This is a genomic window from Polymorphospora sp. NPDC050346 (genome assembly GCF_040655695.1).
In the GTDB taxonomy this organism is placed as follows: Bacteria; Actinomycetota; Actinomycetes; order Mycobacteriales; family Micromonosporaceae; genus Polymorphospora; species Polymorphospora lycopeni.
This window is the reverse complement of record NZ_JBFAKM010000024.1, coordinates 110,058-132,226: the sequence shown is the minus strand read 5'-3', so window position 1 is coordinate 132,226 and position 22,169 is coordinate 110,058. Positions and strand designations below refer to the sequence as shown.

23 protein-coding genes are annotated in these 22,169 nt (G+C 72.7%); 2 read left to right on the top strand and 21 right to left on the bottom strand.

Going from position 1 to position 22,169, the window contains the following annotated elements; translation table 11 throughout:
* Nucleotides 1-577: 577 nt before the first annotated feature.
* Nucleotides 578-1,837, bottom strand: a complete 1,260-nt coding sequence (tyrS, locus tag AB0I42_RS23865) for a tyrosine--tRNA ligase (protein WP_357540130.1) — start codon at nucleotides 1,835-1,837, stop codon at nucleotides 578-580.
* A 42-nt stretch (nucleotides 1,838-1,879) separates the two neighbouring features.
* Nucleotides 1,880-2,518, bottom strand: coding sequence for a DNA-3-methyladenine glycosylase (locus AB0I42_RS23860; RefSeq protein WP_357540158.1), 639 nt, complete (start codon nucleotides 2,516-2,518; stop codon nucleotides 1,880-1,882).
* An 85-nt stretch (nucleotides 2,519-2,603) separates the two neighbouring features.
* On the opposite strand from AB0I42_RS23860, the gene AB0I42_RS23855 reads away from it, so the two are divergent.
* The gene (locus tag AB0I42_RS23855; RefSeq protein ID WP_357540128.1) at nucleotides 2,604-3,401 is read left to right on the top strand and encodes an aminoglycoside 3'-phosphotransferase; all 798 of its coding nucleotides are present in this window, start codon (nucleotides 2,604-2,606) and stop codon (nucleotides 3,399-3,401) included.
* A 47-nt stretch (nucleotides 3,402-3,448) separates the two neighbouring features.
* On the opposite strand, the gene argH is transcribed toward AB0I42_RS23855, so the two are convergent.
* The 18 genes from argH to AB0I42_RS23765 all read right to left on the bottom strand — a co-directional run bounded on the left by argH (nucleotide 3,449) and on the right by AB0I42_RS23765 (nucleotide 20,107).
* Nucleotides 3,449-4,912 carry an argininosuccinate lyase gene (gene argH, locus AB0I42_RS23850; RefSeq protein ID WP_357540156.1) on the bottom strand — a complete coding sequence of 488 codons (1,464 nt, stop codon included), beginning with the start codon at nucleotides 4,910-4,912 and terminating at the stop codon, nucleotides 3,449-3,451.
* 115 nt (nucleotides 4,913-5,027) lie between these two features.
* Nucleotides 5,028-5,540 (bottom strand): arginine repressor, encoded by a 513-nt coding sequence (locus AB0I42_RS23845; RefSeq protein WP_357540126.1) that lies wholly within the window; start codon nucleotides 5,538-5,540, stop codon nucleotides 5,028-5,030.
* A 94-nt stretch (nucleotides 5,541-5,634) separates the two neighbouring features.
* Nucleotides 5,635-6,564, bottom strand: coding sequence for an ornithine carbamoyltransferase (gene argF / locus AB0I42_RS23840; protein ID WP_357540124.1), 930 nt, complete (start codon nucleotides 6,562-6,564; stop codon nucleotides 5,635-5,637).
* Entirely contained in the window at nucleotides 6,561-7,745 is a 1,185-nt protein-coding gene (locus AB0I42_RS23835) for an acetylornithine transaminase (protein ID WP_357540122.1), read from the bottom strand. The genes argF and AB0I42_RS23835 overlap by 4 nt, the downstream gene beginning before the upstream one ends.
* Entirely contained in the window at nucleotides 7,742-8,683 is a 942-nt protein-coding gene (gene argB / locus AB0I42_RS23830) for an acetylglutamate kinase (RefSeq protein ID WP_357540120.1), read from the bottom strand. The genes AB0I42_RS23835 and argB overlap by 4 nt, the downstream gene beginning before the upstream one ends.
* Entirely contained in the window at nucleotides 8,680-9,852 is a 1,173-nt protein-coding gene (argJ, locus tag AB0I42_RS23825; protein WP_357540118.1) for a bifunctional glutamate N-acetyltransferase/amino-acid acetyltransferase ArgJ, read from the bottom strand. The genes argB and argJ overlap by 4 nt, the downstream gene beginning before the upstream one ends.
* A 70-nt stretch (nucleotides 9,853-9,922) precedes the next feature.
* Nucleotides 9,923-10,924 (bottom strand): N-acetyl-gamma-glutamyl-phosphate reductase, encoded by a 1,002-nt coding sequence (gene argC / locus AB0I42_RS23820; protein ID WP_357540116.1) that lies wholly within the window; start codon nucleotides 10,922-10,924, stop codon nucleotides 9,923-9,925.
* A gap of 79 nt (nucleotides 10,925-11,003) precedes the next feature.
* Nucleotides 11,004-11,315, bottom strand: a complete 312-nt coding sequence (locus AB0I42_RS23815; RefSeq protein WP_357540115.1) for a DUF6510 family protein — start codon at nucleotides 11,313-11,315, stop codon at nucleotides 11,004-11,006.
* 1 nt (nucleotide 11,316) lies between these two features.
* A complete protein-coding gene (locus tag AB0I42_RS23810; protein WP_357540113.1) occupies nucleotides 11,317-12,081 on the bottom strand; it encodes a ferredoxin reductase in 765 nt (254 codons plus the stop codon).
* Entirely contained in the window at nucleotides 12,051-12,650 is a 600-nt protein-coding gene (locus AB0I42_RS23805) for a molybdopterin-dependent oxidoreductase (RefSeq protein WP_357540111.1), read from the bottom strand. Before AB0I42_RS23805 ends, AB0I42_RS23810 begins: the two co-directional genes overlap by 31 nt.
* Before the next feature lie 71 nt (nucleotides 12,651-12,721).
* Nucleotides 12,722-13,210, bottom strand: coding sequence for a S26 family signal peptidase (locus tag AB0I42_RS23800; protein ID WP_357540109.1), 489 nt, complete (start codon nucleotides 13,208-13,210; stop codon nucleotides 12,722-12,724).
* A gap of 5 nt (nucleotides 13,211-13,215) precedes the next feature.
* Nucleotides 13,216-15,738, bottom strand: coding sequence for a phenylalanine--tRNA ligase subunit beta (pheT, locus tag AB0I42_RS23795; protein ID WP_357540107.1), 2,523 nt, complete (start codon nucleotides 15,736-15,738; stop codon nucleotides 13,216-13,218).
* A gap of 27 nt (nucleotides 15,739-15,765) precedes the next feature.
* A complete protein-coding gene (gene pheS / locus AB0I42_RS23790; RefSeq protein ID WP_357540105.1) occupies nucleotides 15,766-16,848 on the bottom strand; it encodes a phenylalanine--tRNA ligase subunit alpha in 1,083 nt (360 codons plus the stop codon).
* A 259-nt stretch (nucleotides 16,849-17,107) separates the two neighbouring features.
* A complete protein-coding gene (locus AB0I42_RS23785; RefSeq protein WP_357540154.1) occupies nucleotides 17,108-17,971 on the bottom strand; it encodes an RNA methyltransferase in 864 nt (287 codons plus the stop codon).
* A gap of 32 nt (nucleotides 17,972-18,003) precedes the next feature.
* Nucleotides 18,004-18,396, bottom strand: coding sequence for a 50S ribosomal protein L20 (gene rplT, locus AB0I42_RS23780; protein WP_212817162.1), 393 nt, complete (start codon nucleotides 18,394-18,396; stop codon nucleotides 18,004-18,006).
* A 35-nt stretch (nucleotides 18,397-18,431) separates the two neighbouring features.
* Complete coding sequence (gene rpmI / locus AB0I42_RS23775; RefSeq protein WP_212817161.1) at nucleotides 18,432-18,626, bottom strand: 50S ribosomal protein L35; 195 nt, start codon at nucleotides 18,624-18,626, stop codon at nucleotides 18,432-18,434.
* 19 nt (nucleotides 18,627-18,645) lie between these two features.
* Nucleotides 18,646-19,281: a translation initiation factor IF-3 gene (gene infC, locus AB0I42_RS23770; protein WP_357540103.1), complete on the bottom strand. Its 636-nt coding sequence runs from the start codon at nucleotides 19,279-19,281 to the stop codon at nucleotides 18,646-18,648.
* A 361-nt stretch (nucleotides 19,282-19,642) separates the two neighbouring features.
* Nucleotides 19,643-20,107, bottom strand: coding sequence for a PH domain-containing protein (locus AB0I42_RS23765; RefSeq protein WP_357540101.1), 465 nt, complete (start codon nucleotides 20,105-20,107; stop codon nucleotides 19,643-19,645).
* 229 nt (nucleotides 20,108-20,336) lie between these two features.
* On the opposite strand from AB0I42_RS23765, the gene AB0I42_RS23760 reads away from it, so the two are divergent.
* Nucleotides 20,337-21,485 carry a PASTA domain-containing protein gene (locus AB0I42_RS23760; protein WP_357540099.1) on the top strand — a complete coding sequence of 383 codons (1,149 nt, stop codon included), beginning with the start codon at nucleotides 20,337-20,339 and terminating at the stop codon, nucleotides 21,483-21,485.
* 24 nt (nucleotides 21,486-21,509) lie between these two features.
* Here the strand turns inward: AB0I42_RS23760 and AB0I42_RS23755 are convergent, their stop codons facing one another.
* The gene (locus AB0I42_RS23755) at nucleotides 21,510-22,133 is read right to left on the bottom strand and encodes a class I SAM-dependent methyltransferase (protein ID WP_357540097.1); all 624 of its coding nucleotides are present in this window, start codon (nucleotides 22,131-22,133) and stop codon (nucleotides 21,510-21,512) included.
* Nucleotides 22,134-22,169: the final 36 nt, after the last annotated feature.

Genomic DNA, 22,169 nt, shown 5'->3' with positions numbered 1-22,169 from the left:
CTTGGCACTGGCTTACAAGCACCCTGTTGAGTTCTCAAAGAACAAACACACACCAAACCCGAACCCCACCAACAAGCAGGACCCGAACCCGGGGCTTCACACTCATCCGCACCCCGCGCTCAGCGCCAGGCACTTTTACTACGTTACCCGCTAGTTTCTACCGTGTCAACCCGATAATTCCGATCAACACCGCATCATCCAGCTTTGTCCCAACCTCAACACACAGAGTCGTGCCCTGCAGAGTTGATGTTTGGGATTCCGGCAGGCCGGCCGCCGCAGGCCCGCTCCCTATGGGAGCGACTTGCTGGCTCGCCCGGTTCCCTGTCCGGTCGCTCACTCTACCCGGCCGGTTTCGCGGCGCCAAATCGACCCTTCAGGTCGTCGTGCCGCACCACCCGGCCCCGATCAGATCCGGCGGAACGCCGTACCGTCTCGGGGTTGCCCTTGTGGTCCTCGGCCTCGAGGTGCTTTCGCACCTTTCGTCCGTGTCCCCTGCGGGCAGAGAGAAAGTTACGCACCCGGTGGATCGGTCGTCAAATCCGCCGGGTGCGTCCCGCGTCACATTAACGAGGACTGACTATCTGGCCAGCTCAACGCCGGCGAAGGTGCGCTTGCCCCGGCGCAGGACCAGGAACCGGCCGTGCAGCAGCGCCTCCGGCGCGACCGTCGCCTCGACGTCGGTCACCCGCTCGTTGTTGAGGTACGCGCCGCCCTCGGTGATCGCCCGACGCGCCTCGTTGAAGCTGCCGACCAGGCCGGAGTCCTTCAACAACGCGGCCACGGTCGGCAGCTCCCCACGGACCTCCAGCAGGCCGGCCTCGGCCAGCGCGGCACGCAACGTCTCCGGCGCCAACTCGTCGAGCGACCCGCGGCCGAACAGCGCCTGGCTGGCGGCGATCACCTGCCGCGTCTCCTCCTCGCCGTGCACGAGCGTGGTCAGCTCCTCCGCCAGCGCCCGCTGTCCGAGCCGGGCCTGCGGCCGCTCCTCGGTCGCGGCGACCAGCTCCTCGATCTCGTCACGGGAGCGGAAGCTGAAGTAGCGCAGGTAGCGCGGCACGTCCCGGTCGTCGCTGTTGAGCCAGAACTGGTAGAAGGCGTACGGGCTGGTCATGGTGGGGTCGATCCAGACGGCACCGCCCTCGCTCTTGCCGAACTTGGTCCCGTCGGACTTGGTCACCAGCGGTGTGGTGAACGCGTGCACCGGCCCGGCGCCGCGCCGGCGGATGTAGTCGACCCCGGCGGTGATGTTGCCCCACTGGTCGGAGCCACCGAACTGCAGCGTGCAGCCGTGCCGGCGGTGCAGTTCGAAGTAGTCGTTGGCCTGGAGCAACTGGTAGCTGAACTCGGTGAAGCTGATGCCGCTCTCCAGGCGCGCCTTGACCACCTCGCGGGCCAGCATCCGGTTGACCGGGAAGTGCTTGCCGACGTCGCGGAGGAACTCGACGACCGACATCTCCGCCGTCCAGTCCAGGTTGTTGACCAGGGTCGCGGCGTTGTCGCCGGTGTACGTCACGAACGGCGAGAGCTGGTCACGGATCCGGGCCACCCATCCGGTCACCGTCTCCGGGCTGTGCAGGCTGCGTTCGCCGCCCTCCTTCGGATCACCGATCTGGCCGGTCGCCCCACCGACCAGCAGCAGCGGACGGTGACCGGCGAGCTGCAGGCGCCGGGCGGTCAGCACCTGCACCAGATGGCCGACGTGCAGGCTCGCGGCGGTCGGGTCGAAGCCGACATAGAAGGTCACCTGCTCGTTGTCCAGGTGCTTGCGCAACTCGTCGAGGTCGGTCGAGTCCTGGATGAGCCCCCGCCACAGCAGGTCGTCGATCAGATCGGTCACACAGCGGATTGTCCCCCACGACCGCGCCCCACCTGTACCGGGTTACGGACGGACGCCCGACGCGCCGGCGGTACGCGCCGGTTTCGGGACATGCCGGCGATAGGCGCTGACAGTCGGGTCCCCGGTGATCCAGAACCGCCACGGCCGGTCGTGCGCGCCGGTCACCCCGACCCGGGGTCCGGCGCTGACCGCCGCCGGATCGACCGGTGCCGGCGGCGCGGTGAGCCGTACCGGACCGGCGCCGAGCAGATGGACGCCGTACGCGGAGCCGTCCAGGCCGAGCGCGGAACACAGCCGCGCCGGACCGCGGGCCAGGTCGACGTCCCGGCGTACGGCGGGGCGCCGGGACCGGGCGACGTCCAGGCCCGCGACGATCTCGCCGGCCCGCAGGAGTACCGCGGACGCCTCCCCTTCCGGTCCGGTCACCACGTTCATGCACCAGTGCATGCCGTACGTGAAGTAGACGTAGGCGTACCCGGACGGGCCGAACATGACCGAGTTGCGTGGGGTACGGCCCCGGTACGCATGCGAGGCGGGGTCACCGGCGGTGCCCGCGTACGCCTCGACCTCGGTGACGCGCACGGTTACGCCGCCGGCGGACAGCCGGCAGCCGAGCAGTCCGTGCGCCGCGGGCACGACCGGGCCGGCGAGCAGGTGGGCGAGGTCGGTCACGTCGTACAGGACAGCACGGATGCTGCCGCCGATGCCACCTCGGCGCCAGGCCGCGGGACCCCGCCGGCGGGTACGGCTCTGGCAGAATGCCCCGATGCTCTCCGGTCCCCCGCCGCCCGACCAACCGGTTCCCGAGGTGGTGCGGCGGCTCGCCGCCGGGCGGCCGATCCGCCCGGTGTGGCGCAACCAACTGGGCGGTCTCACGTTCGAGATCGCGGCCGGGTCCGGGCGGTGGTTCGTGAAGTGGGCGCCGCCGGACAGCGGGCTGCGGCTGGACCGGGAGGCGGAGCGGCTGCGGTGGGCGGTCCGGTACGCGCTGGTGCCGCCGGTCCTCGACGAGGGCGCCGACGAGAGCGGGAGTTGGCTGCTGACCGACGGCCTGCCCGGCGAATCCGCGGTCGTCGACCGGTGGAAGGCGGACCCGGCGACCGGGGCGGCCGCGATCGGTGCCGGCCTGCGGCAACTGCACGACCGGCTGCCGGTCGCGGAGTGCCCGTTCGGGTGGCGGGTCGAGGACCGGCTCGCCCGGGTGCGGCGGTCCGCCGCGGCCGGGCGGCTCGATCCGGCGCGGTGGGATCCGGCCCACGCCCGACTGGGCATGGCCGGGGCGCTGGCCCGGCTCGCCGACGTGCCGGCGGCCGACCGGCTGGTGGTCTGCCAGGGTGACTCGTGTGCCCCCAACACGCTGATCACCCCGGACGGCCGGTTCGCCGGGCACGTCGACCTGGGTGCGCTCGGGGTCGCCGACCGGTGGGCCGACCTGGCGGTGGCCACCTGGAGCCTGCACTGGAACTACGGGCCGGACTGGGAAGGTGCCCTGCTGGCGGCGTACGGGGTCGAGCCGGACGCCGACCGGATCGCCTACTACCGGCTGCTCTGGGACCTGGAGTAGGCCCCGGGCCACCGTGGCCGCCGCCCGGGCGGCGGCCACGGTGCCGGTCAGCGGGGTACGACGACCTCGGTGGCCCAGGCACGCCAGCCGGCGAGCTTGTCGATGGCGGTGGCGAGCTGGTCGGCGACCGGGCCGGGGCCGGTCGAGCCGGGCGTGGTGCGGGCGGCGAGTGCCGTACGGACCGACAGGACGTCGCGTACGCCGGCGTCGAGATGCGGGCTGACGAGGGTGAGGTCCTCGTCGGAGACCTCGTCGAGGGCACAGTCGCGGGCCACGCACAGCGCCACCAGCTTGCCGGTGATCTCGTGTGCCTCCCGGAACGGCACGCCCTTGACGACCAGCCAGTCGGCGACCTCGGTGGCGAGGGTGAAGCCGACCGGCGCGGCGGCGGCGAGCCGGTCCACCCGTACCGTCATGGTGGAGATCATTCCGGCCAGTGCGGGCAGCAGGAGCTGGAGGGTGTCGACGGCGTCGAAGACCGGTTCCTTGTCCTCCTGCATGTCCCGGTCGTAGGTCAGCGGCAGGCCCTTGAGCATCGTCAGGACGGCGACGAGGCCGCCGACCAGCCGGCCGGACTTGCCGCGGGCCAGTTCGGCGATGTCGGCGTTCTTCTTCTGCGGCATGATCGACGATCCGGTGGCGAAGCTGTCGTCGAGTTCGACCCAGCCGAACTCCTGCGACGTCCAGAGCACCACCTCCTCGCCGAGCCGGGACAGGTGCACCCCGATCAGCGAGGTGATGAACAGGAACTCGGCCACGAAGTCCCGGTCGGCGACCGCGTCCATGGAGTTGGCGGCCGACGCGGTGAACCCGAGTTCCTTGGCGACCTGGACCGGGTCGAGCGGCAGCGAGGAGCCGGCGAGCGCGCCGGCGCCCAGTGGTGAGATCGCCGTACGGGCGTCCCAGTCCCGCAGCCGCTCCAGGTCGCGCAGCAGCGGCTGGACGTGGGCGAGCAGCCAGTGGCCGAAGGTGACCGGCTGGGCGTGCTGGACGTGGGTCATGCCCGGGGCGGGCGTGTCGACGTGCCGCTCGGCCTGCTCGACCAGGGCGTCGGCGAGCTCGACCAGCCGCTCGGCGACGCCGCGGGCGTGGTCACGCAGGTAGAGGCGCAGGTCGGTGGCGACCTGGTCGTTGCGGGAGCGGCCGGCGCGCAGCTTGCCGCCCAGGGTGCCGAGCCGTTCCAGCATCCCGCGTTCGAGCGCGGTGTGGACGTCCTCGTCGTCGACCGTCGGCCGGAACTCGCCGGAGGCGCAGGCGGCCTCCAGGTCGTCCAGGGCGGCCAGGACCCGGCCGAGTTCCTCGGCGTCGAGCAGCCCGGCGCGGGCCAGCACCCGGGCGTGTGCCCGGGAGCCCGCGAGGTCGTACGGCGCGAGGCGCCAGTCGAACTGGACGCTGACCGACAGCCGGGCCAGCGCCTCGGAGGGGCCGCCGGCGAACCGGCCTCCCCACAGGCTGGTCCGGTTGGCGGGCGCGCTGTTCTCGGTCAGGCTCTTGTCATCCACGCCGACAATCATTGCGAACGTGCCTTCCAATCAGATTTGCGGGGAGCCGAGGCGGGCGTCACGGGCGGCGGCCATCCGGCGTGGTGCTCCTTCTACGACGTGTCGACCGCGCCGGTCGCGCCCGCTAGGCGGGTTCGGACCCGGCCGGCGGGGTGACGGCCCAGTCGGCCAGCTTCGCCGCGAGGGCGGCACCGCCGACCGTGTCCCTGGCCACCACCAGGATGGTGTCGTCGCCGGCGATGGTGCCGACCACCTCCGGCAGGCCGGAGCGGTCCAGGGCGCTGGCCAGGAACTGCGCGGCGCCGGGCGGGGTGCGCAACACGGCCATGTTGCCGCTGGCGTCGACGCTGGTCAGGAGTTCGCGCAGCAGCCGGAGCAGGCGGGCCGGGGCCTGCTCGGCGTCGCGCAGCGGTCGTAGGCCGTCCTCGGGGATCAGGTAGACGGCCGGCCCGCCGTCACCGCCACGGACCTTGACCGCGCCGAGTTCCTCCAGGTCACGTGACAGGGTGGCCTGGGTGACCTGGATGCCGTCGCCGGCGAGCAGGTCGGCGAGTTCGGTCTGCGAATGGACCACCTTGTCCCGGATCAGCTCGACGATGCGGGCGTGCCGTGCCGTCCGGGTGACCGGCCCGGTCACCCGACTGCCCTGCCCTGCTCGGTCACGCGCCCACCCCGCTGCGCCCGGCGGCCGGACGACCGCCGCCGGGCCTGTCGGCTTCCTCGCTGCCCGGTCACTTCGGCGCCTCCTGGCGCAGCAGCCAGGTGATCAGCGCCTTCTGCGCGTGTACCCGGTTCTCGGCCTCGTCGAACACGGCGCTACGGTCGCCGTCCATGACCTCGTCGGTGATCTCCTCGCCACGGTGGGCCGGCAGGCAGTGCAGCACGATCGCGTCCGGTGCGCCCGCCAGCAGCTCCTTGTTGACCTGGTAGGGCCAGAACGGGGTGAGCCGGTCGCGGCCGTCGTGCTCCTGCCCCATCGACGTCCAGGTGTCGGTGGCCACCACGTCGGCGCCGGCGACCGCCGCACGCGGGTCGCGCAGCACCTGGACCGAACCACCGGTGCCCGCGGCGATCGCGGCCGCCGTGGCGACGATCTCCGGATCCGGGTCGTAGCCGGCGGGGCCGGCGACCCGGACGTGCATGCCAGCCGTCGCCCCGGCGACCAGGTAGGAGCGGGCCATGTTGTTGGCGGCGTCGCCGACGTACGCCAGGGTCCGGCCGGTGGTGCCGCCGCACCGCTGCCGGACCGTCAACAGGTCGGCGAGAAGCTGGCACGGGTGGAAGCCGTCGGTCAAGGCGTTGATCACCGGTACGGACGAGGCGGCCGCGACCTCGGCGATCCGGTCGTCGCCGTGGGTCCGCATCACGATCGCCGCCACGTAGCGGGACAGTACCCGGGAGGCGTCGGCGAGCGTCTCGCCACGCCCGAAGTGGGTGCCGCCGGAATCGACGATGATCGCGTTTCCGCCGAGTTCGGCGATGCCGACGTCGAACGACAGCCGGGTCCGCAGGCTCTGCTTGTCGAAGAGGACCGCCACCGACCGGGGGCCGGCCAGCGGCCGCTCCCGGAACGGTTCCGCCTTGATCTGCTCGGCCAGGTCGAGTACGGCCGACTGCTCGGCCGGGGTCAGGTCGTCGTCACGCAGGAAATGGCGGATCATGGCGTCTCCTCGTTCGGTGTCGCGGCGTCCAGCGCGGCCGGCAGTGCGGCGAGGAACGCGTCGGCCTGCTCGGCGGTGACGACCAGTGGCGGCGCCAGCCGCAGCACGTTCGGCTGGACCGGGTTGACGAGGAAACCGGCGTCCCGCAGCACTCCGGCGACCGCGCCCGACGCCGGGGCCCGCAGGACGATCCCGAGCAGCAGGCCGGCGCCGCGTACCTCGGCCACCAGCGGGTGGCCGAGCGCCTCGACGCCGTGCCGCAGCCGCTCGCCGATCCGCTTGACGTGGTCGAGCAACCCCTCGTTGGCGATGGTGCTGACGACCGCCAGGGCGGCGGCGCAACTGACCGGGTTGCCACCGAAGGTGCTGCCGTGCGCGCCCGGGGCGAGCAGGTCGGCGGCGGGGCCGAACGCGATGCAGGCGCCGATCGGCAGGCCGCCGCCGAGCCCCTTGGCCAGGGTCACCACGTCGGGCTCGATCCCCTCGGCCTGGTGGGCGAACCAGTGGCCGGTGCGTCCCATCCCGGTCTGCACCTCGTCGATGACGAGCAGCGCGCCGTGCCGGGTGGTGATCTCCCGGGCCGCGCCGAGGTAGCCGGGCGGGGGCACGCACACGCCGTTCTCGCCCTGGATCGGTTCGAGGATGACCATGGCGGTCTCGGCGGTGACCGCGGCCGCCAGGGCGTCGACGTCACCGTACGGGACATGGGTGACGTCGCCGGGCAGCGGCCGGAACGGGTCGGCCTTGGTCGGCTGACCGGTCAGGGCCAGCGCACCCATGGTGCGGCCGTGGAAGCCGCCGACGGTCGACACGACGTGGCCACGGCCGGTCAGCCGGGACAGCTTGAACGCCGCCTCGTTGACCTCCGCCCCGGAGTTGGCGAAGAACACCCGGCCGGGCCGGCCGGCGAGGGCCAGCAGCAGCTCGGCGAGCGCGACCGGCGGTTCGGCCACGAAGAGGTTCGAGACGTGGCCGAGCGTGGCCACCTGCTTGGAGACGGCGGCGACGACGGCGGGGTGCGCGTGGCCGAGGCTGTTGACGGCGATTCCGCCGAGCAGATCCACGTACTGCTTGCCGGCCTCGTCCACGACGACCGCCCCCGAGCCGCTGACCAGCGCGAGTGGCGGTGTCCCGTAGTTGTCCATCATGGACTGCCGCCAGCGGTCGACCAGGGTCGTCATGCTCCGTTCACCGTCTTCCCGTCCTGCGTCCCGGCACCCTCGGTGCCGGCGACGACCATCGTGCCGAAACCCTCGGAGGTGAACACCTCCAGCAGCGTGGAATGCGCCACCCGGCCATCGACGACGTGCGCGGCGGGCACACCACCCTGCACCGCCCGCAGGCACGCCTCCATCTTCGGCACCATTCCGGCCTCGAGGCGGGGCAGCAGCTTGGCCAGCTCGGCGACGGTGATCCGGTCGACGAGGCTGTCGGTGTCCGGCCAGTCGGCGTACAGGCCGGGCACGTCGGTCAACACGATCAGTTTGCGGGCGTCGAGCGCGACCGCGAGCGCCGCGGCCGCCGTGTCCGCGTTGAGGTTGTGCAGCACCCCGTCGGCGTCGGGTGCCACCGTCGAGATGACCGGGATCCGTCCGTTACCGATCAGGTCGGCGACCGCGGAGACGTTGACGGCGTCGACGTCACCGACCTGGCCGATGTCGACCGGCTCACCGTCGACGTACGCCGGCCGGCGGATGGCGGTGAACAGCCGGGCGTCCTCACCGGACAGTCCCACCGCGAACGGGCCGTGCTCGTTGATCAGCCCGACGAGTTCGCGGCCGACCTGACCCACGAGCACCATCCGGACGACGTCCATCGCCTCCGGGGTGGTGACCCGCAGGCCGCCCTTGAACTCACTGGGGATGCCGAGCCGGCCCAGCATCGCCGAGATCTGCGGGCCGCCGCCGTGCACCACGACCGGCCGGAGACCGGCGTAACGCAGGAAGACCATGTCGGCGGCGAACGCCCGCTGCAGTTCCGGGTCGATCATCGCGTTGCCGCCGTACTTGACGACGACGGTGGCCCCGTGGAACCGGGCCAGCCACGGCAGCGCCTCGATGAGCGTGGCCGCCTTCTCCTGGGCCGGACCGAGTCGATTCACCGCACTTCTCTCACTCATGTTGAGTACGCCGAGTTCTCGTGCACGTACGCGTGCGACAGGTCGTTGGTCCAGACGGTGGCGCGCTCGTCGCCCGCGTTGAGGTTCACCTGGATCGTGACGTCGCGGCCCGACAGGTCCACCTTGGACCGGTCGTCGGCGGCCGTGCCGGACCGGCACACCCACACCCCGTTGACCGCCACGTCGAGGCCGTCCGGCTCGAACGCGGCCGCGGTCGTGCCGACCGCCGCGAGAATCCGGCCCCAGTTGGGGTCGTTGCCGAACAGGGCCGTCTTCACCAGGTTGTTGCGGGCCACCGACCGGCCGACCTCGACCGCGTCGTCCTCCGTCGCCGCGCCGAAGACCTCGATCGCGATCTGCTTGGTGGCCCCCTCGGCATCGGCGACGAGCTGCTGCGCCAGATCGTGGCAGGCGGCGGTCACCGTCGCGGTCAGCTCCTCCTGCGACGGCTCGATGCCGGACGCTCCGCTGGCCAGCAGGATCACCGTGTCGTTGGTGGACATGCATCCGTCGGAGTCGACCCGGTCGAACGTGCGCCGGCACGCGGCCCGCAGCGCCTCGTCGAGGGCGGCCGACCCGGCAACGGCGTCGGTGGTGAGGACAGCGAGCATCGTCGCGAGCCCCGGGGCGAGCATGCCCGCACCCTTGGCCATGCCGCCGACGGTCCAGCCGGTGCCGGCGGCCACGGTCGTCTTCGGACGGGTGTCCGTGGTCATGATCGCCTCGGCGGCGGCGGGGCCGCCACTGCGGGCCAGCGCCCGCACCGCCGAACCGATCCCGGGCAGCAGCCGGTCCATCGGCAGCCGCTCCCCGATCAGCCCGGTCGAGCAGACCGCGACCTCGCTCGCGCCGATGAGCAGCCGGGAATTGGAGCGGCTCAGCGCGGTGGCGGTGCGTTCGGCGGTGGAGTGGGTGTCCTGGAACCCCAGCGGACCGGTGCAGGCGTTGGCACCCCCGGAGTTGAGCACGACCGCCCGCACGACACCGCCCCGGACGACCTGCTGGGTCCACAGCACGGGGGCGGCCTTGACCCGGTTACTGGTGAAGACGGCGGCGACGGTGGCGTCCGGGCCGTCGTTGACGATCAGCGCCACGTCCCGCGCGCCGGTCGACTTCAGCCCCGCGGTCACACCGGCCGCCCGGAACCCCTTCGGCGTAGTCACGCTCACGACGCCACCTCGCTGCGCTCGGCGGCGCCGTGTTCGACACCGAGTCTCACGGCTCGCTCGCTGCGCTCACTCACGGTGCCACTCCGAATACGGACAGGCCGGTGGTCTCCGGCAGGTCGAACATCAGGTTGGCGCACTGCACGGCCTGGCCGGCGGCGCCCTTGCCGAGGTTGTCGATGGCACTGGTGACGATCACCCGGCCGGAGTCGACGTCGGTGGCCACCTGGAGGTGGCAGGAGTTGGAGCCCAGCGTGGCGGCGGTGTGCGGCCAGGCGCCCTCCGGCAGGAGGTGCACGAACGGGGCGTCGGCATAGGCGGCGGCGAGCACCTCGCGGGCGTCGGCGGTGCCGGTCGGCCGGGCGGTGACAGTCGCCAGGATGCCGCGCGGCATCGGCGCGAGGACCGGGGTGAACGAAAGACCGGTGGCTCCCGTGGCCTGCTTGATCTCCGGCACGTGCTGATGGGCGCCGACCTTGTAGGGCGTCAGGTCGCCCATCACCTCGCTGCCGAGCAGGTTGACCTTGGCGGCGCGGCCGGCTCCGGAGGTGCCGGAGGAGGCGACGACGACCACGTCGGCGGGCTCCACGGCGCCGGCGGCGATCAACGGGGCGAGCGCGAGACTGGTCGCGGCGGCGTAGCAGCCGGTCGCGGCGACCCGTTCGGAGCCGGCGATGGCGGCCCGGGCGCCGGGCAGTTCGGGCAGGCCGTAGGTCCAGGCGCCGGCGTGCGTGCCGCCGTAGTAGCGGGTCCAGGCGGCGGCGTCGGCGAGCCGGTGGTCGGCGCCGAGGTCGACGACCCGGACACCGGCGGGCAGTTGCGCGGCGAGCGCGGCGGACTGACCGTGCGGCAGCGCCAGGAAGACCAGGTCCGCGTCGGCCAGGGTGGCCGGCCCGGTCTCGGCGAGCGTCAGGTCGAGGCCGGCGAGTTGTGGATGTACGGCGGAGACCCGTGCGCCGGCCTGGGTGTGGGCGGTGGCGACGACGAGGTCGAACTCGGGGTGCCCGGCGAGTAGGCGGAGCAGTTCTCCGCCCGCGTAACCGCTCGCTCCGGCCACCGCGACCCTGATACCCATGTATACCTCCGTATTGCTATGCGAGCGAAGGTATCAGGATGCAGCAAGCCACCGCAAGAATATGCAGTCCATCTAATGATCAAACGGTGGCCGGTCCGTCAGGCGGGATCGGCAACCGGAGGCACACCACTCCGCGCAGGTCGAGCCACGCCGAGTCGGGCGACCGGACCAGTCGCAGCACCACCTCCGTACAGTTGGGGCAGCGCGCCACGAGTCCGGGCCCGTGGTCGAAGACCAGCAGCGTCGCCACCGGCGCGTCGAACCCGCACGAGGCGCACCGGCCGTCGGCCGCCGTCACGTCCACCGCGAAAAGCTCCCGCAACGGCCCGGCGAGCGAGTTGCCGTCGACGTACCGCCCGGTCATGGTGCCGATCTCACTTCGCTCGGTCATGTCATCCTCCGGTCGGGCCGAACCGCTCGGTGCGGATCCGGCGCGGGTCGTGCCCGAGCGCGACGAGGACATCGGCCACCGCCTCCACGAACCCCGTCGGCCCGCACACGTAACAGGTGGGTGCCAGGTCCGGCGGCCAGCCATGGGTGTTCACGTCCGCGACCGAGATCCGCCGGGGCGGCCCCGGCCACTCCGGCGACGCCTGGCGGGTCCAGACGTACGCGACGTCCAGGCCGGCGTCGTCGCGGACCCGGCGGCGCAACTCGTCGGCGTAGAACAGGTCGTCGGGCGTACGCGCCGAACAGATCAGCCGGAACGGCACCCGGCTGCCGGCCGCCCGGCGGGCCCGGATCATCGCCATCAGCGGCACGATCCCCGATCCACCCGCGACCAGCAGCACCGGCGCGGTGTCCGCCGGCCGCCACACGAACCAGCCGCCGACCGGCCCGCGGACCTCCACCGGGTCACCGGTCCGGTACGTCTCGACCAGGTACGCCGACACCTCCCCGTCCGGCACCCGCTGCACGGTCAACTCAACCCGCTCACCGTCGCCCGGCGCGGCCAGCGAATAGCTGCGCGAGGCCTGGTATCCGTCCTCGGCGGTGAGCCGTACGTCGACGTGCTGCCCGGCCAGGTGGCCCGGCCAGCCGGCCACCTCGAGGACCAGCGTCCGGGCGGTCGGGGTCTCGTCGCGGGCTTCCACCAGGCGGCCGACCCGCCAGGTGAGCCGCGGGCTCAGTCCCCTTGATACCGCTGCTCGCGCCACGGGTCACCGTAGTCGTGGTAGCCGGCCGTCTCCCAGAACCCCGGCTCGTCGTCGCGCATCAGCCGGACGCCGCGCACCCACTTCGCCGACTTCCAGAAGTACAGGTGCGGAACGATCATCCGGGCCGGGCCGCCGTGCTCGGGTGCGAGGTCCGCGCCGTCGAACCGGTACGCGACCCACGCCTGCCCGTCCCGCAGGTCGGCCAGTGGCAGGTTGGTGGTGTAGCCGCCGTACGACCGCACCAGCGCGTGATCGGCGCCGGTCTCGACGTCGGCGAACAGGGTGTCCAGGGAGACGCCCCGCCAGGTGGTGCCGAGCTTGGACCACCGGGTGACGCAGTGGATGTCGACCGTCGGTTCCTCGCTGGGCAGCGCCAGCATCTGCGGCCAGGTCCAGCGGTGCTCCGCGCCGGTCTCGGTGGTGATCACGAACTCCCAGTGGTCGAGGTCGATCCGCGGGGTCGGGCCGGCCGACAGCACCGGGAAGTCCTCGACCAGGTACTGCCCGGGCGGCAGGGCCGGCTGCGTGGTGCGCCGGCGGCCCTGGAAGCCGGGCGTGACGATGCCCATCCGTCAGTCGTACCACCGGTGGGGCGGCCTGTCCCGGCAGCCCGGAAACCCGGCCGGCGGCATCCGGCGGGTCAGGTCGGGTCGCGGCGACCGGTGAACCGGCGCGGCGCGACGACCACGCCGAGCAGGTCGGCCTCGGTGAAGTAGCCGACCTGCCGCGAGTCACGGCTGGCCGGCGGGTTGTCGCCGAACAGCACCAGATGACCGGGTGGCACCAGCGGGTGCCGGCCGGACGGTGCCGACGGCGCGCTGGACGGTGCGGGCGGCAGGCCGGGCGGCGCCGGATCGCCCGGCAGCGCCACCGCCCGCTTGACCAGCAGTCCGGCCGGCGGGCCGGTGGGCCAGCCGGCCGGTGTCCGCACCACGACGACATCGCCGCGATGTATCCCGGCCAGGGTGGTGCGCCGGGCGACCACCCGGTCGCCCGGCCGCAACGTCGGCCGCATGCTGTCGCCGTCGATCGACACGACGAGCCAGCGGCGCCGGACCCACCACGCGATCCCGGCCGCCGTCACCGCGGAGGCGGCCAGGAGCGCGCAGACCGCCAGGACCGGCGCCACGACGGTCAGGCGCCGCGCAGCACCGCGCCGAACCGGGACGCCGCCCGCGAGACCGCCGCGTCGCGGGCCGCCACCGCCTCCTCGCCGGTCAGGGTCCGGTCCGGCGCCCGGAAGGTCAGCTTGTAGGCCAGCGACCGCCGCCCGGCACCTAGTTGCTCGGAGGTGTAGACGTCGAACAGGCGTACCGACTCCAGCAGGTCACCGGCGCCCTCGGTGAGAGCCGCCTGCACCGACTCGGCCGGAACGTCCGCGTCGACGACCAGCGCCACGTCGATCAGCGCCGGCGGGAAGCCGGAGATCCGCGGGGCGGGCACCACCGGCGCGGTCGGGAGCGTGTCGAGGTCCAACTCCATCGCGCAGGTGCGCCGGGGCAACTCCAGCGCCGCCACCACCCGCGGGTGCAGCTCACCGGCGTATCCGACGACGACGTCGTCGACGAGCACCTCGGCGCAGCGCCCCGGGTGCCACGGCGCCCGGTCACCCGAGCGGACGGTGACCCGGTCGCCGGGGATGCCGGCCACCTCGACCACGGTCCGGGCGGCCTGCACCGCGTCGGACCAGTCGGCCGGGCGGCCGCCGCCCCACCAGCCGGCCGGATCGACCTCGCCGGCGAGCACCGCCGCCACGTGCCACGGCTGGTGCGGCACGGTCGCGTCGGCGGCGGTGAACCGGGCCGGCGACGGCCGGTCGTCGACCCCCATCGCCGGCGGACGGCCGGCACCCGGACGCGGCTGGAACACCATGCCGATCTCGTACAGCGCCAGGTCGCGGTGGCCGCGGCCGACGTTGCGGCGCAGCACGCCCAGCAGCGGGCCGAGCAGCGTCGTCCGCAGCAGCGGCTCCTCGTCGGACAGCGGGTTGGCCAGCCGCACCGCCGACCGGCGGGCGTCGTCGGCCGGCAGCCCCAGGGCGTCGAGCGTCTCGGGGCCGACGAACGGGTACGACAGCACCTCGACGAACCCGGTCTCGGCGAGCGTACGGGCGATGGAGCGGCGCCGGCGTTGATCGTCGGTGAGGCCCCGGCCGGCCGGGGCCAGCGGCAACGCCCCTGGCACGTTGTCGTATCCGTCGAGGCGGGCGACCTCCTCGACGAGGTCGGCCGGGTCGGTCAGGTCGGGCCGCCAGGTCGGCGGGGTGACGCCGATCCGGTCGCCGGTGCCGGTGCCGGGCGCGGCGCCACCCGCCGAGGTGACGGTGCAGCCGATCTCCTCGAGCAGGGCGACCACACGGGCCGGCGGGTAGGCCACGCCGACCCGGCGGGCCGGCAGCGTCACGTCGAGGTCGACCGGCACCGGCGGGGCGACCTGGTCGAAGTCGAGGATCTCGGCACCGGCCGTGCCGCCGCCGTGCTCGGTGAGCAGGGTGACGGCGCGCTCGACGGCGACCAGCGGCAGCGCCGGGTCGACGCCACGCTCCCACCGCTTGGCGGCCTCGCTGAACAGCTTGTGCCGGCGGGCGGTGCGGCCGACCATGACCGGGTCCCAGTGCGCCGCCTCGAAGAGGACGTCGGTGGTCTCCGGCATGACCTCGCTGGTCTGCCCACCCATCACCGCGGCCAGCGAGACCGGGCCGGTGTCGTCACAGATGATCATGTCCTCGGCGTCGAGGACCCGGACCACCCCGTCGAGCGTGGTCAGCTTCTCCCCCGCGGTGGCCCGCCGCACGACCAGCGGACCGGTGAGCCGGGCCAGGTCGAAGGCGTGCATCGGCTGGCCCAGCTCCAGCATCACGTAGTTGGTGATGTCGACCGCCAGCGAGATGCTGCGGATGCCGGCCAGGGTCAGCCGCCGGGACATCCACTCCGGCGAGGCGGCCGTCGGGTCGATGCCGCGGACCACCCGGCCGGCGAACCGGTCGCAGCCGAGCGGGTCCCGGACCTCGACCGGGTAGGCCGGCTGCGGGGTCGCGCCCGGCGCCGGCACCAGGCCGGGGTCACGGAACGGCACCCCGAACGAGTGCGCCAGCTCGCGGGCGATGCCGCGCACCGACATCGCGTAGCCGCGGTCCGGGGTGATCTCGACCTCGACGACGATCTCGTCGAGCCCGACGACCGGCCGTGCGTCGTCGCCGGGCCGGGCCGGGCCGTCGGCCGGCAGCACCAGGATGCCGGCGTGGTCGTCGCCGAGCCCCAGCTCGCGGACCGAGCAGATCATGCCGTTGGAGTTGCGGCCGTACGTCTTGCGGGCGCCGATCCGGAACCCGCCGGGCAACTCGCCGCCGGGCAGGATCACCACGACCCGGTCACCGACGGCGAAGTTGGTGGCCCCGCAGACGATCTCCTGCGGCTCGCCGGTGCCGTTGGCGGCGCCGACGTCGACCCGGCAGAACCGGATCGGCTTCTTGAAACCGGTCAGCTCCTCGATCTCGCGGACCTCGCCGACGACCAGCTGACCGGTCACCGTCGCCCGAAGGTCCACGATGGACTCGACCTCGAGGCCGAGGCCGACCAGGGCCTGCTCCAGCCGCTCCGTGGTCAGGTCGGCGGGCAGGTCGACGTGCTCGCGCAGCCAGGAAATAGGAACTCGCATGTCTTCGTGTCTCCCAGAACTCGGCCGCTAGATCTCGACACCGAAGGCGCGGGTGAACCGCACGTCGCCCTCGACCATGTCGCGCATGTCGCTGACCCCGTGCCGGAACATCAGCGTGCGCTCGATGCCCATCCCGAACGCGAACCCGGAGTAGACCTCCGGGTCGATGCCGCAGGCCCGCAGCACCCTCGGGTTGACCATGCCGCAGCCGCCCCACTCGACCCAGCGCGGACCGTCGCGGTGCTCGGCGAACCACACGTCGAACTCGGCCGACGGCTCGGTGAACGGGAAGTAGTGCGGCCGCCAGCGGGTCCGCGCGTCCGGGCCGAACATCGCCCGGGCGAAGTGGTCCAGGGTGCCGCGCAGGTGCGCCATCGTGATGCCCTTGTCGACCACCAGGCCCTCGACCTGGTGGAAGACCGGCGTGTGGGTGGCGTCGAGTTCGTCGGTGCGGTAGACCCGGCCCGGCACCACGACGTAGATCGGCGGGGTGCGGGTCAGCATCGTGCGCGCCTGCACCGGCGAGGTGTGCGTACGCAGCACCAGCCCGGAGCCCTCCGTGGACCCGTCGGCCGCCGCGACGTGGAAGGTGTCCATCAGGCCGCGGGCCGGGTGGTCCGGCGGGATGTTCAGCGCGTCGAAGTTGGCCCACTCCAGCTCGACCTCGGGGCCGTCGGCGATCTCGTAGCCCATGCCGACGAACAGGTCGCCGATGCGCTCCATGAGGGTGCTCAACGGGTGCCGCGCGCCCCGGGGGCGCCGGTCGCCGGGCAGGCTGACGTCGACCCGCTCCTCGGCCAGCACCCGCTGCGCCTGCTCCTCGCGCAGCACCACCTGGCGGGCGTCGAAGCCGGCCTGGATCGTGGTCCGGGCCTGGTTGACGCGCTTGCCCGCGTCGGACTTCGCCGCCGGCGGCAGGGCGCCGATCTCGCGGCGGGCCAGCGACACCGGGGCCCGGTCGCCCAGGTGTGCCGGGCGCAGCGCGGCGAGGGCGTCGAGGTCACCGGCATCCGCGAACGCCTTCTCGGCGGCGGCGACGGCTTCGTCGAGGGCACTCTGGTCGAGCAACGCGACCTGTTTGGGGTCGTACGGGTCGTTGCGGTAGGTCATGACGGGCGGGCACTCCTTCACGTCGGGCGCGGCCCGGACGCACGCGGTGAGCGGACGCGACGTGGTCGACGCGGCGCGTGACGTCACGTGTTCCGGACGGCGGTGGAGAGTCTACGGACGCGCGGCTGTGCCGCAGCCCGCCGGTCGACGATCAAGGGATGGGTTCAGCCCCACCGCCCGCCGCGACCGGCGGGCTGGCTAAACGAGCGGCGGCGCGCGGCGGCGACGGACCGGCCGCGTTCGCTCGTGCCGTGCTCGTTCATCTGCGGGGCTCCCTGTGACGAAGTGCTCTGGCCGAAGCGTACAGGCATACCGCCGCCGCGGCAGCCAGGTTCAGGCTCTCGGCGCGGCCGTGCAGCGGCACCCGGACCCGGGCGTCGGCGGCCGCTGCCAGCTCCGGCGGCAGGCCGTGGGCCTCCGACCCGAACAGCCACGCGGTGGGCCGGCCGAGGCCGCCGTCGTCGGCGAGGTCGTCGAGGTCGGTGTCGCCGTACCCGGTGGCGGCCAGCACGGTCAGCCCGGCGCCGCGCAGCGCGGCGACGACCGCGGCCGGGTCGCCGTCGCGCACCACGTCGAGGTGGAAGAGGCTGCCGGCGGTCGCCCGGACGCACTTGCCGTTGTACGGGTCGACGGCGTCGCCGGCGAAGACGACCGCACCCGCGCCGGCGGCGTCGGCCGTACGCAGCACGGTGCCGGCGTTGCCCGGATCGCGGATCCCGGCGAGGACGGCGACCAGCCGGGGTGCCCGGGCCAGCGCGGCGGCCAGCGGCACGTGCCGCTGCGCGCAGACGGCCACGACCCCCTGCGGGGCCACCGTCTCGGTCAGCGCGGCCAGGCCGTCGTCGGTCACCGGCGACACCGGTACGCCCGCGGCGACGGCGGCGGCGACCAGCTCGTCGTACCGGCGCAACGCGTCGTCGGTGCCGAAGAGTTCGTGTACGCCACCGGCGGCGGTCAGCGCCTCGCGGACCGCCTGCGGGCCCTCGGCCAGGAACCGGCCGGTCGCCTCCCGGTCCCGGCGGCGGTGCAGCCGGCGGGCGGCGACGACCCGCGGCGTACGCGGGGTGAACCGGGGCTCCGCCGCCCAGACATGGTCGAGGCGCCCCTCATGCTGTCCGGACAACACGCGGGACGCCTCGACCATGGTTCAGGGGATCAGGCGGCCTGGGCCGCCGGGCCACCGGTGCCCTCGGCCGCGACCGCGGCCTTGGCGACCTCGACGAGCGCGGTGAACGCCGCCGCGTCGTTGACGGCCAGGTCGGCCAGGATCTTGCGGTCGACCTCGACACCGGCGAGCCGCAGGCCCTGGATGAACCGGTTGTAGGTCAGTCCGTTGGCGCGGGCGCCCGCGTTGATCCGGGTGATCCAGAGCTGCCGGAAGTCGCCCTTGCGGTCGCGGCGGTCCCGGTAGGCGTACTGCATCGAGTGCAGCACCTGCTCCTTGGCCTTGCGGTACAGGCGCGAGCGCTGGCCGCGGTAGCCGCTGGCGGTCTCCAGCAGGGTGCGGCGCTTCTTCTGGGCGTTGACTGCCCGCTTGACGCGTGCCATCTCAACTACTCCTTAGGTCAGTCGGGTGGCGCGCGTCAGCGGCCGAGCAGCTTCTTGATTCGCTTGACGTCAGCCTTGGCCACCTCGACCGTGCCGGTCAGCCGGCGCGTACGGGTGGAGGGCTTGCCCTCCAGCAGGTGGCGCTTGCCGGCCTGCTCGGTACGGAGCTTGCCGCGGCCGGTCACCCGGACCCGCTTTCCCGTACCGGTGTGGCTCTTCATCTTCGGCATTTGAAACGTCTCTCCCCTGTTACTCGCCGCTGTTGTCGGCGGCGGTGCCGGTGTCCCCGGCGGCTCCGGCCGGCCCGGCCGGATTGGCCGGTGCCGCCTCGGTGTCACGGTCACGCGGCGCTCCGCCACGGGCGGCGGTGGCGGCCACGGCGGACGCCTTGACGGCGCGGTGCGGCGCCAGAACCATGATCATGTTTCGGCCGTCCTGCTTGGGGGCGGCCTCGACGTATCCCAGCTCCGAGATCTCCGACTCGAGCCGGCGCAGGAGCCGGTAGCCCAGCTCCGGACGGCTCTGCTCGCGACCGCGGAACATGATCGTCACCTTGACCTTGTCGCCCGCCTTGAGGAACCGCACCACGTGACCCTTCTTGGTCTCGTAGTCGTGCGGGTCGATCTTGGGCCGCAGCTTCATTTCCTTGATGACGGTCTGTTGCTGGTTACGCCGGGCTTCGCGCGCCTTGAGTGCACTCTCGTACTTGAACTTTCCGAAGTCCATGAGCTTGCACACCGGCGGGCGCGCCATCGGCGCAACCTCGACCAGGTCCAGGTCGACGTCCGCGGCCAACTGCAGGGCACGCTCCAGCGGGACGATGCCCACCTGCTCACCCTCAGGGCCGACGAGTCGGACCTCACGTGCCCGGATCTGCTCGTTCACCCGTGGCTCGACGCTGATGTGGCCTCCTCAGTCTGTTATCACCTTGGCGCCGACTCCCAGCGGTGTCCCGGACGGGACACCGACCCGGAAAGCAGAAGGCCCCGGCGCATGCCAGGGCCTGCTCGACCGGTCGGCCACGACCCGCGCACGCGGACGTGACGCCCAGGTAGGGACGGGCCCTCCCGGGTTGACCGGACCCGATCACCTGTCGCGGCGATCCGGGTGGGAGCAGGCGCTCCGCTTCGTGGCTGCCATGCGGGCAGCCTGGTCGACGCTGAAAAGTCTACCAGGCTGCTCACATTTACACGCACGACCCCGGCCGCGCCGGCCCGCGCCGCTTCGGCACCGACCGACGACGGCGTCAGCCGGGCGTGGGGGTCGACACCCCGGCGTCGGCGTGCAGGGCACGCAGGGCCCGTACGCCTTCGACGGCGTGCTCCTTGTCGACCACCTGCAACGCCAGCACCGGGATCAGCTCGTCGTCGTGCAGTTCCACGCTGGCCCACGCCGAGCCGCGGTCGAACCGGACCGACCGGACGACATCCCACGGCAGGTCCCAGGAACCGAGCACGTTGCGGATCCGCACCCCCTTGGCGTCGGCCTCGACCCAGGGACGGGTGAACATCAGGATGCCGGCGGCGATCAGCACGCCCAGACCGATCATCGCGAACTGGTCACCGCGCTGGAACGTACCCATTCCGTCACCGGTCGGGCCGCGCAGCGCGGTCCCGACCACGGTGAACAGGACGACCACCGCCGCCGCCAGGGCCCAGCAGGTCTTGCGGATTCGCCGCGGCCGCAGCCGCACGACAGCGGAGTCACTCACCACTCCAGTGTGCCGCATCGATCGGCCACGATGTCGCACCCGGCCACGGAACGGCCCCGTTCCCGGCGCCCCGAGAACGACCCGCCGCCCCGGCGAATGATCGGCGAACACCATTTCCCCAATCCCGCGGGCATCGGTGATCGCACTTTCCAATATCACCGGAAAATGGCACTGACGGTTACGCGATAGTCTTCTCGATTGGCACCCGGAACCGCCGAATGATTGCCTCATGACGGGACCGACACCACCGCCCGCGAGCTGCCCGATCGGTTGGCAGCCGAGCGCACTGACCCCGGTCTTCCACGGGATGCGGGAATACTCCCCCGCGGAGGGCGCACCGACCCGGGTCCGGGTCTTCTTTCCCAGCCTCGACGGCGCGGTGGCCACGGCTCCGATCCTCGACGGTTGCGGACGCTATCCACTGATCATTTTCGCGCACGGTCACTGCGCCAATGATCCGAACCATTTCCGCAAGTGGATCCAACTGCCGGCCCAACTCGCCCGCAGCGGCTACGTCGTGGCGGTCCCGGAACTGACCCACATATCCATCCTTCCGCAGAACGCGAGCCACCCGTCCGTACCGGTGCTCGGGGCGCTGCTGAACTGGATGCGGCAGAACTGGGAACACAGCGACGTCCTGATGCCGGCGGAGAGGACCGGCGTCGCCGGACACTCGTACGGGGCGCTCCTCGCCGCCTGGTTCGCGACGGTCACCCCGAACGTCGCCGCGTACGCCGGGCTGAGCGGCACCTGGCAGGAACTCAACGTCACGCTGCCGATCGTCGCCCTGAACCGGCCGAAGCTGATCGTCGCGGGACATCCGGCCGAGGACTCCTTCACCGAACTCAACGCCGCCCAGTGGTCGGCGCTGCCGATCCCCCGGCACCGGGCGACGTTCGCCAACGGCCGCCACTTCGACTACCTGCCCGCCGGCCAGACGCCGTGCGACCCGGAACGCGGCCCGTGCCCGCCGCTGGCCCTGGCCGCCGCCGACCTGGTGACCATGTTCTTCGCCAAGTACCTCTGGCCCGAGCACTCGCCGCACCTGCCCGGCCGGGTACCGGACAACCTCGTGCCGCCACCGCTGAACCTGACCCCGGAACAGGAGTTCTACGCCGGCAGCCACCTGATCGGGATGCCGGCGATGACGGGGGCGAACTGTGCGTACACCCTCGACTTCCAGGTGCCGCTACGCCCGGTGCCGCACGTCGTGGGCCTGCCCATGGTGCCGGCCCGGCAACAGGTCATCGCGGCCGGCTTCCGGCCGACGCTGACCGGGCTCGGCACCTGGGTCTCCGCCCAGTCGCCGGCGGGCGGCAGCAGTGCCCCGTCCGGCAGCACCGTACGACTGACGCTACGCAGCGGCCCGATCCCCTGACCGGCCGGTCGCGCCGGTGTTCGATCAGGGCCGCCGGACGGCCAGGTGGGTCAGCCAGGCGGTGCCGATCTCGGAGGTGTACCGGCGCTGCACCCGGGTGTCGAAGGCGGCGGCGAGCAGCGCGTCGACCTCCGCCGAGGCGTACCGGGCGAAGAAGCGGGTGACGCCGCCGGGAGTGTTCCAGAAGGACTCGTCCTCCCAGCCCTCCCCGCCGCCCTCCTTGAGCGCGACCATCAGCACGCCACCGGGCCGCAGCACCCGGGCGATCTCGGCGAGTACCACCGGGGCCAGCGCCTTCGGCAGGTGCAGCAGCGACGCCGAGCACCAGACTCCCGTGAAGACCCCGGCCCGGAACGGCAGACCGCACATGTCGCCCTGGGCCAGGGGTTGCCCGCAACGGGCCGCGGCCTGCCGGAGCATGCCGAGTGACAGATCCAGCCCGACCACCCGGCGGCCGCGGTCCGCCCAGTACGCCATGTCCCGACCGGCACCGCAGCCGAGGTCCAGGATCGGGCCGGCCTCGGCGAGTTTCCCGAACTCCTGCGCCGGTACGAGGTAGCCGGCTGGCATCTCGGCATTGATCTCGGCGAACCGCTCCGCGATCTCGTCGTAGGCGACCTGGTGACGGGTATTGATCTCGTCCAACATGCCGCCACGATAGGCGGGGCCGGACGGGCACGGGGG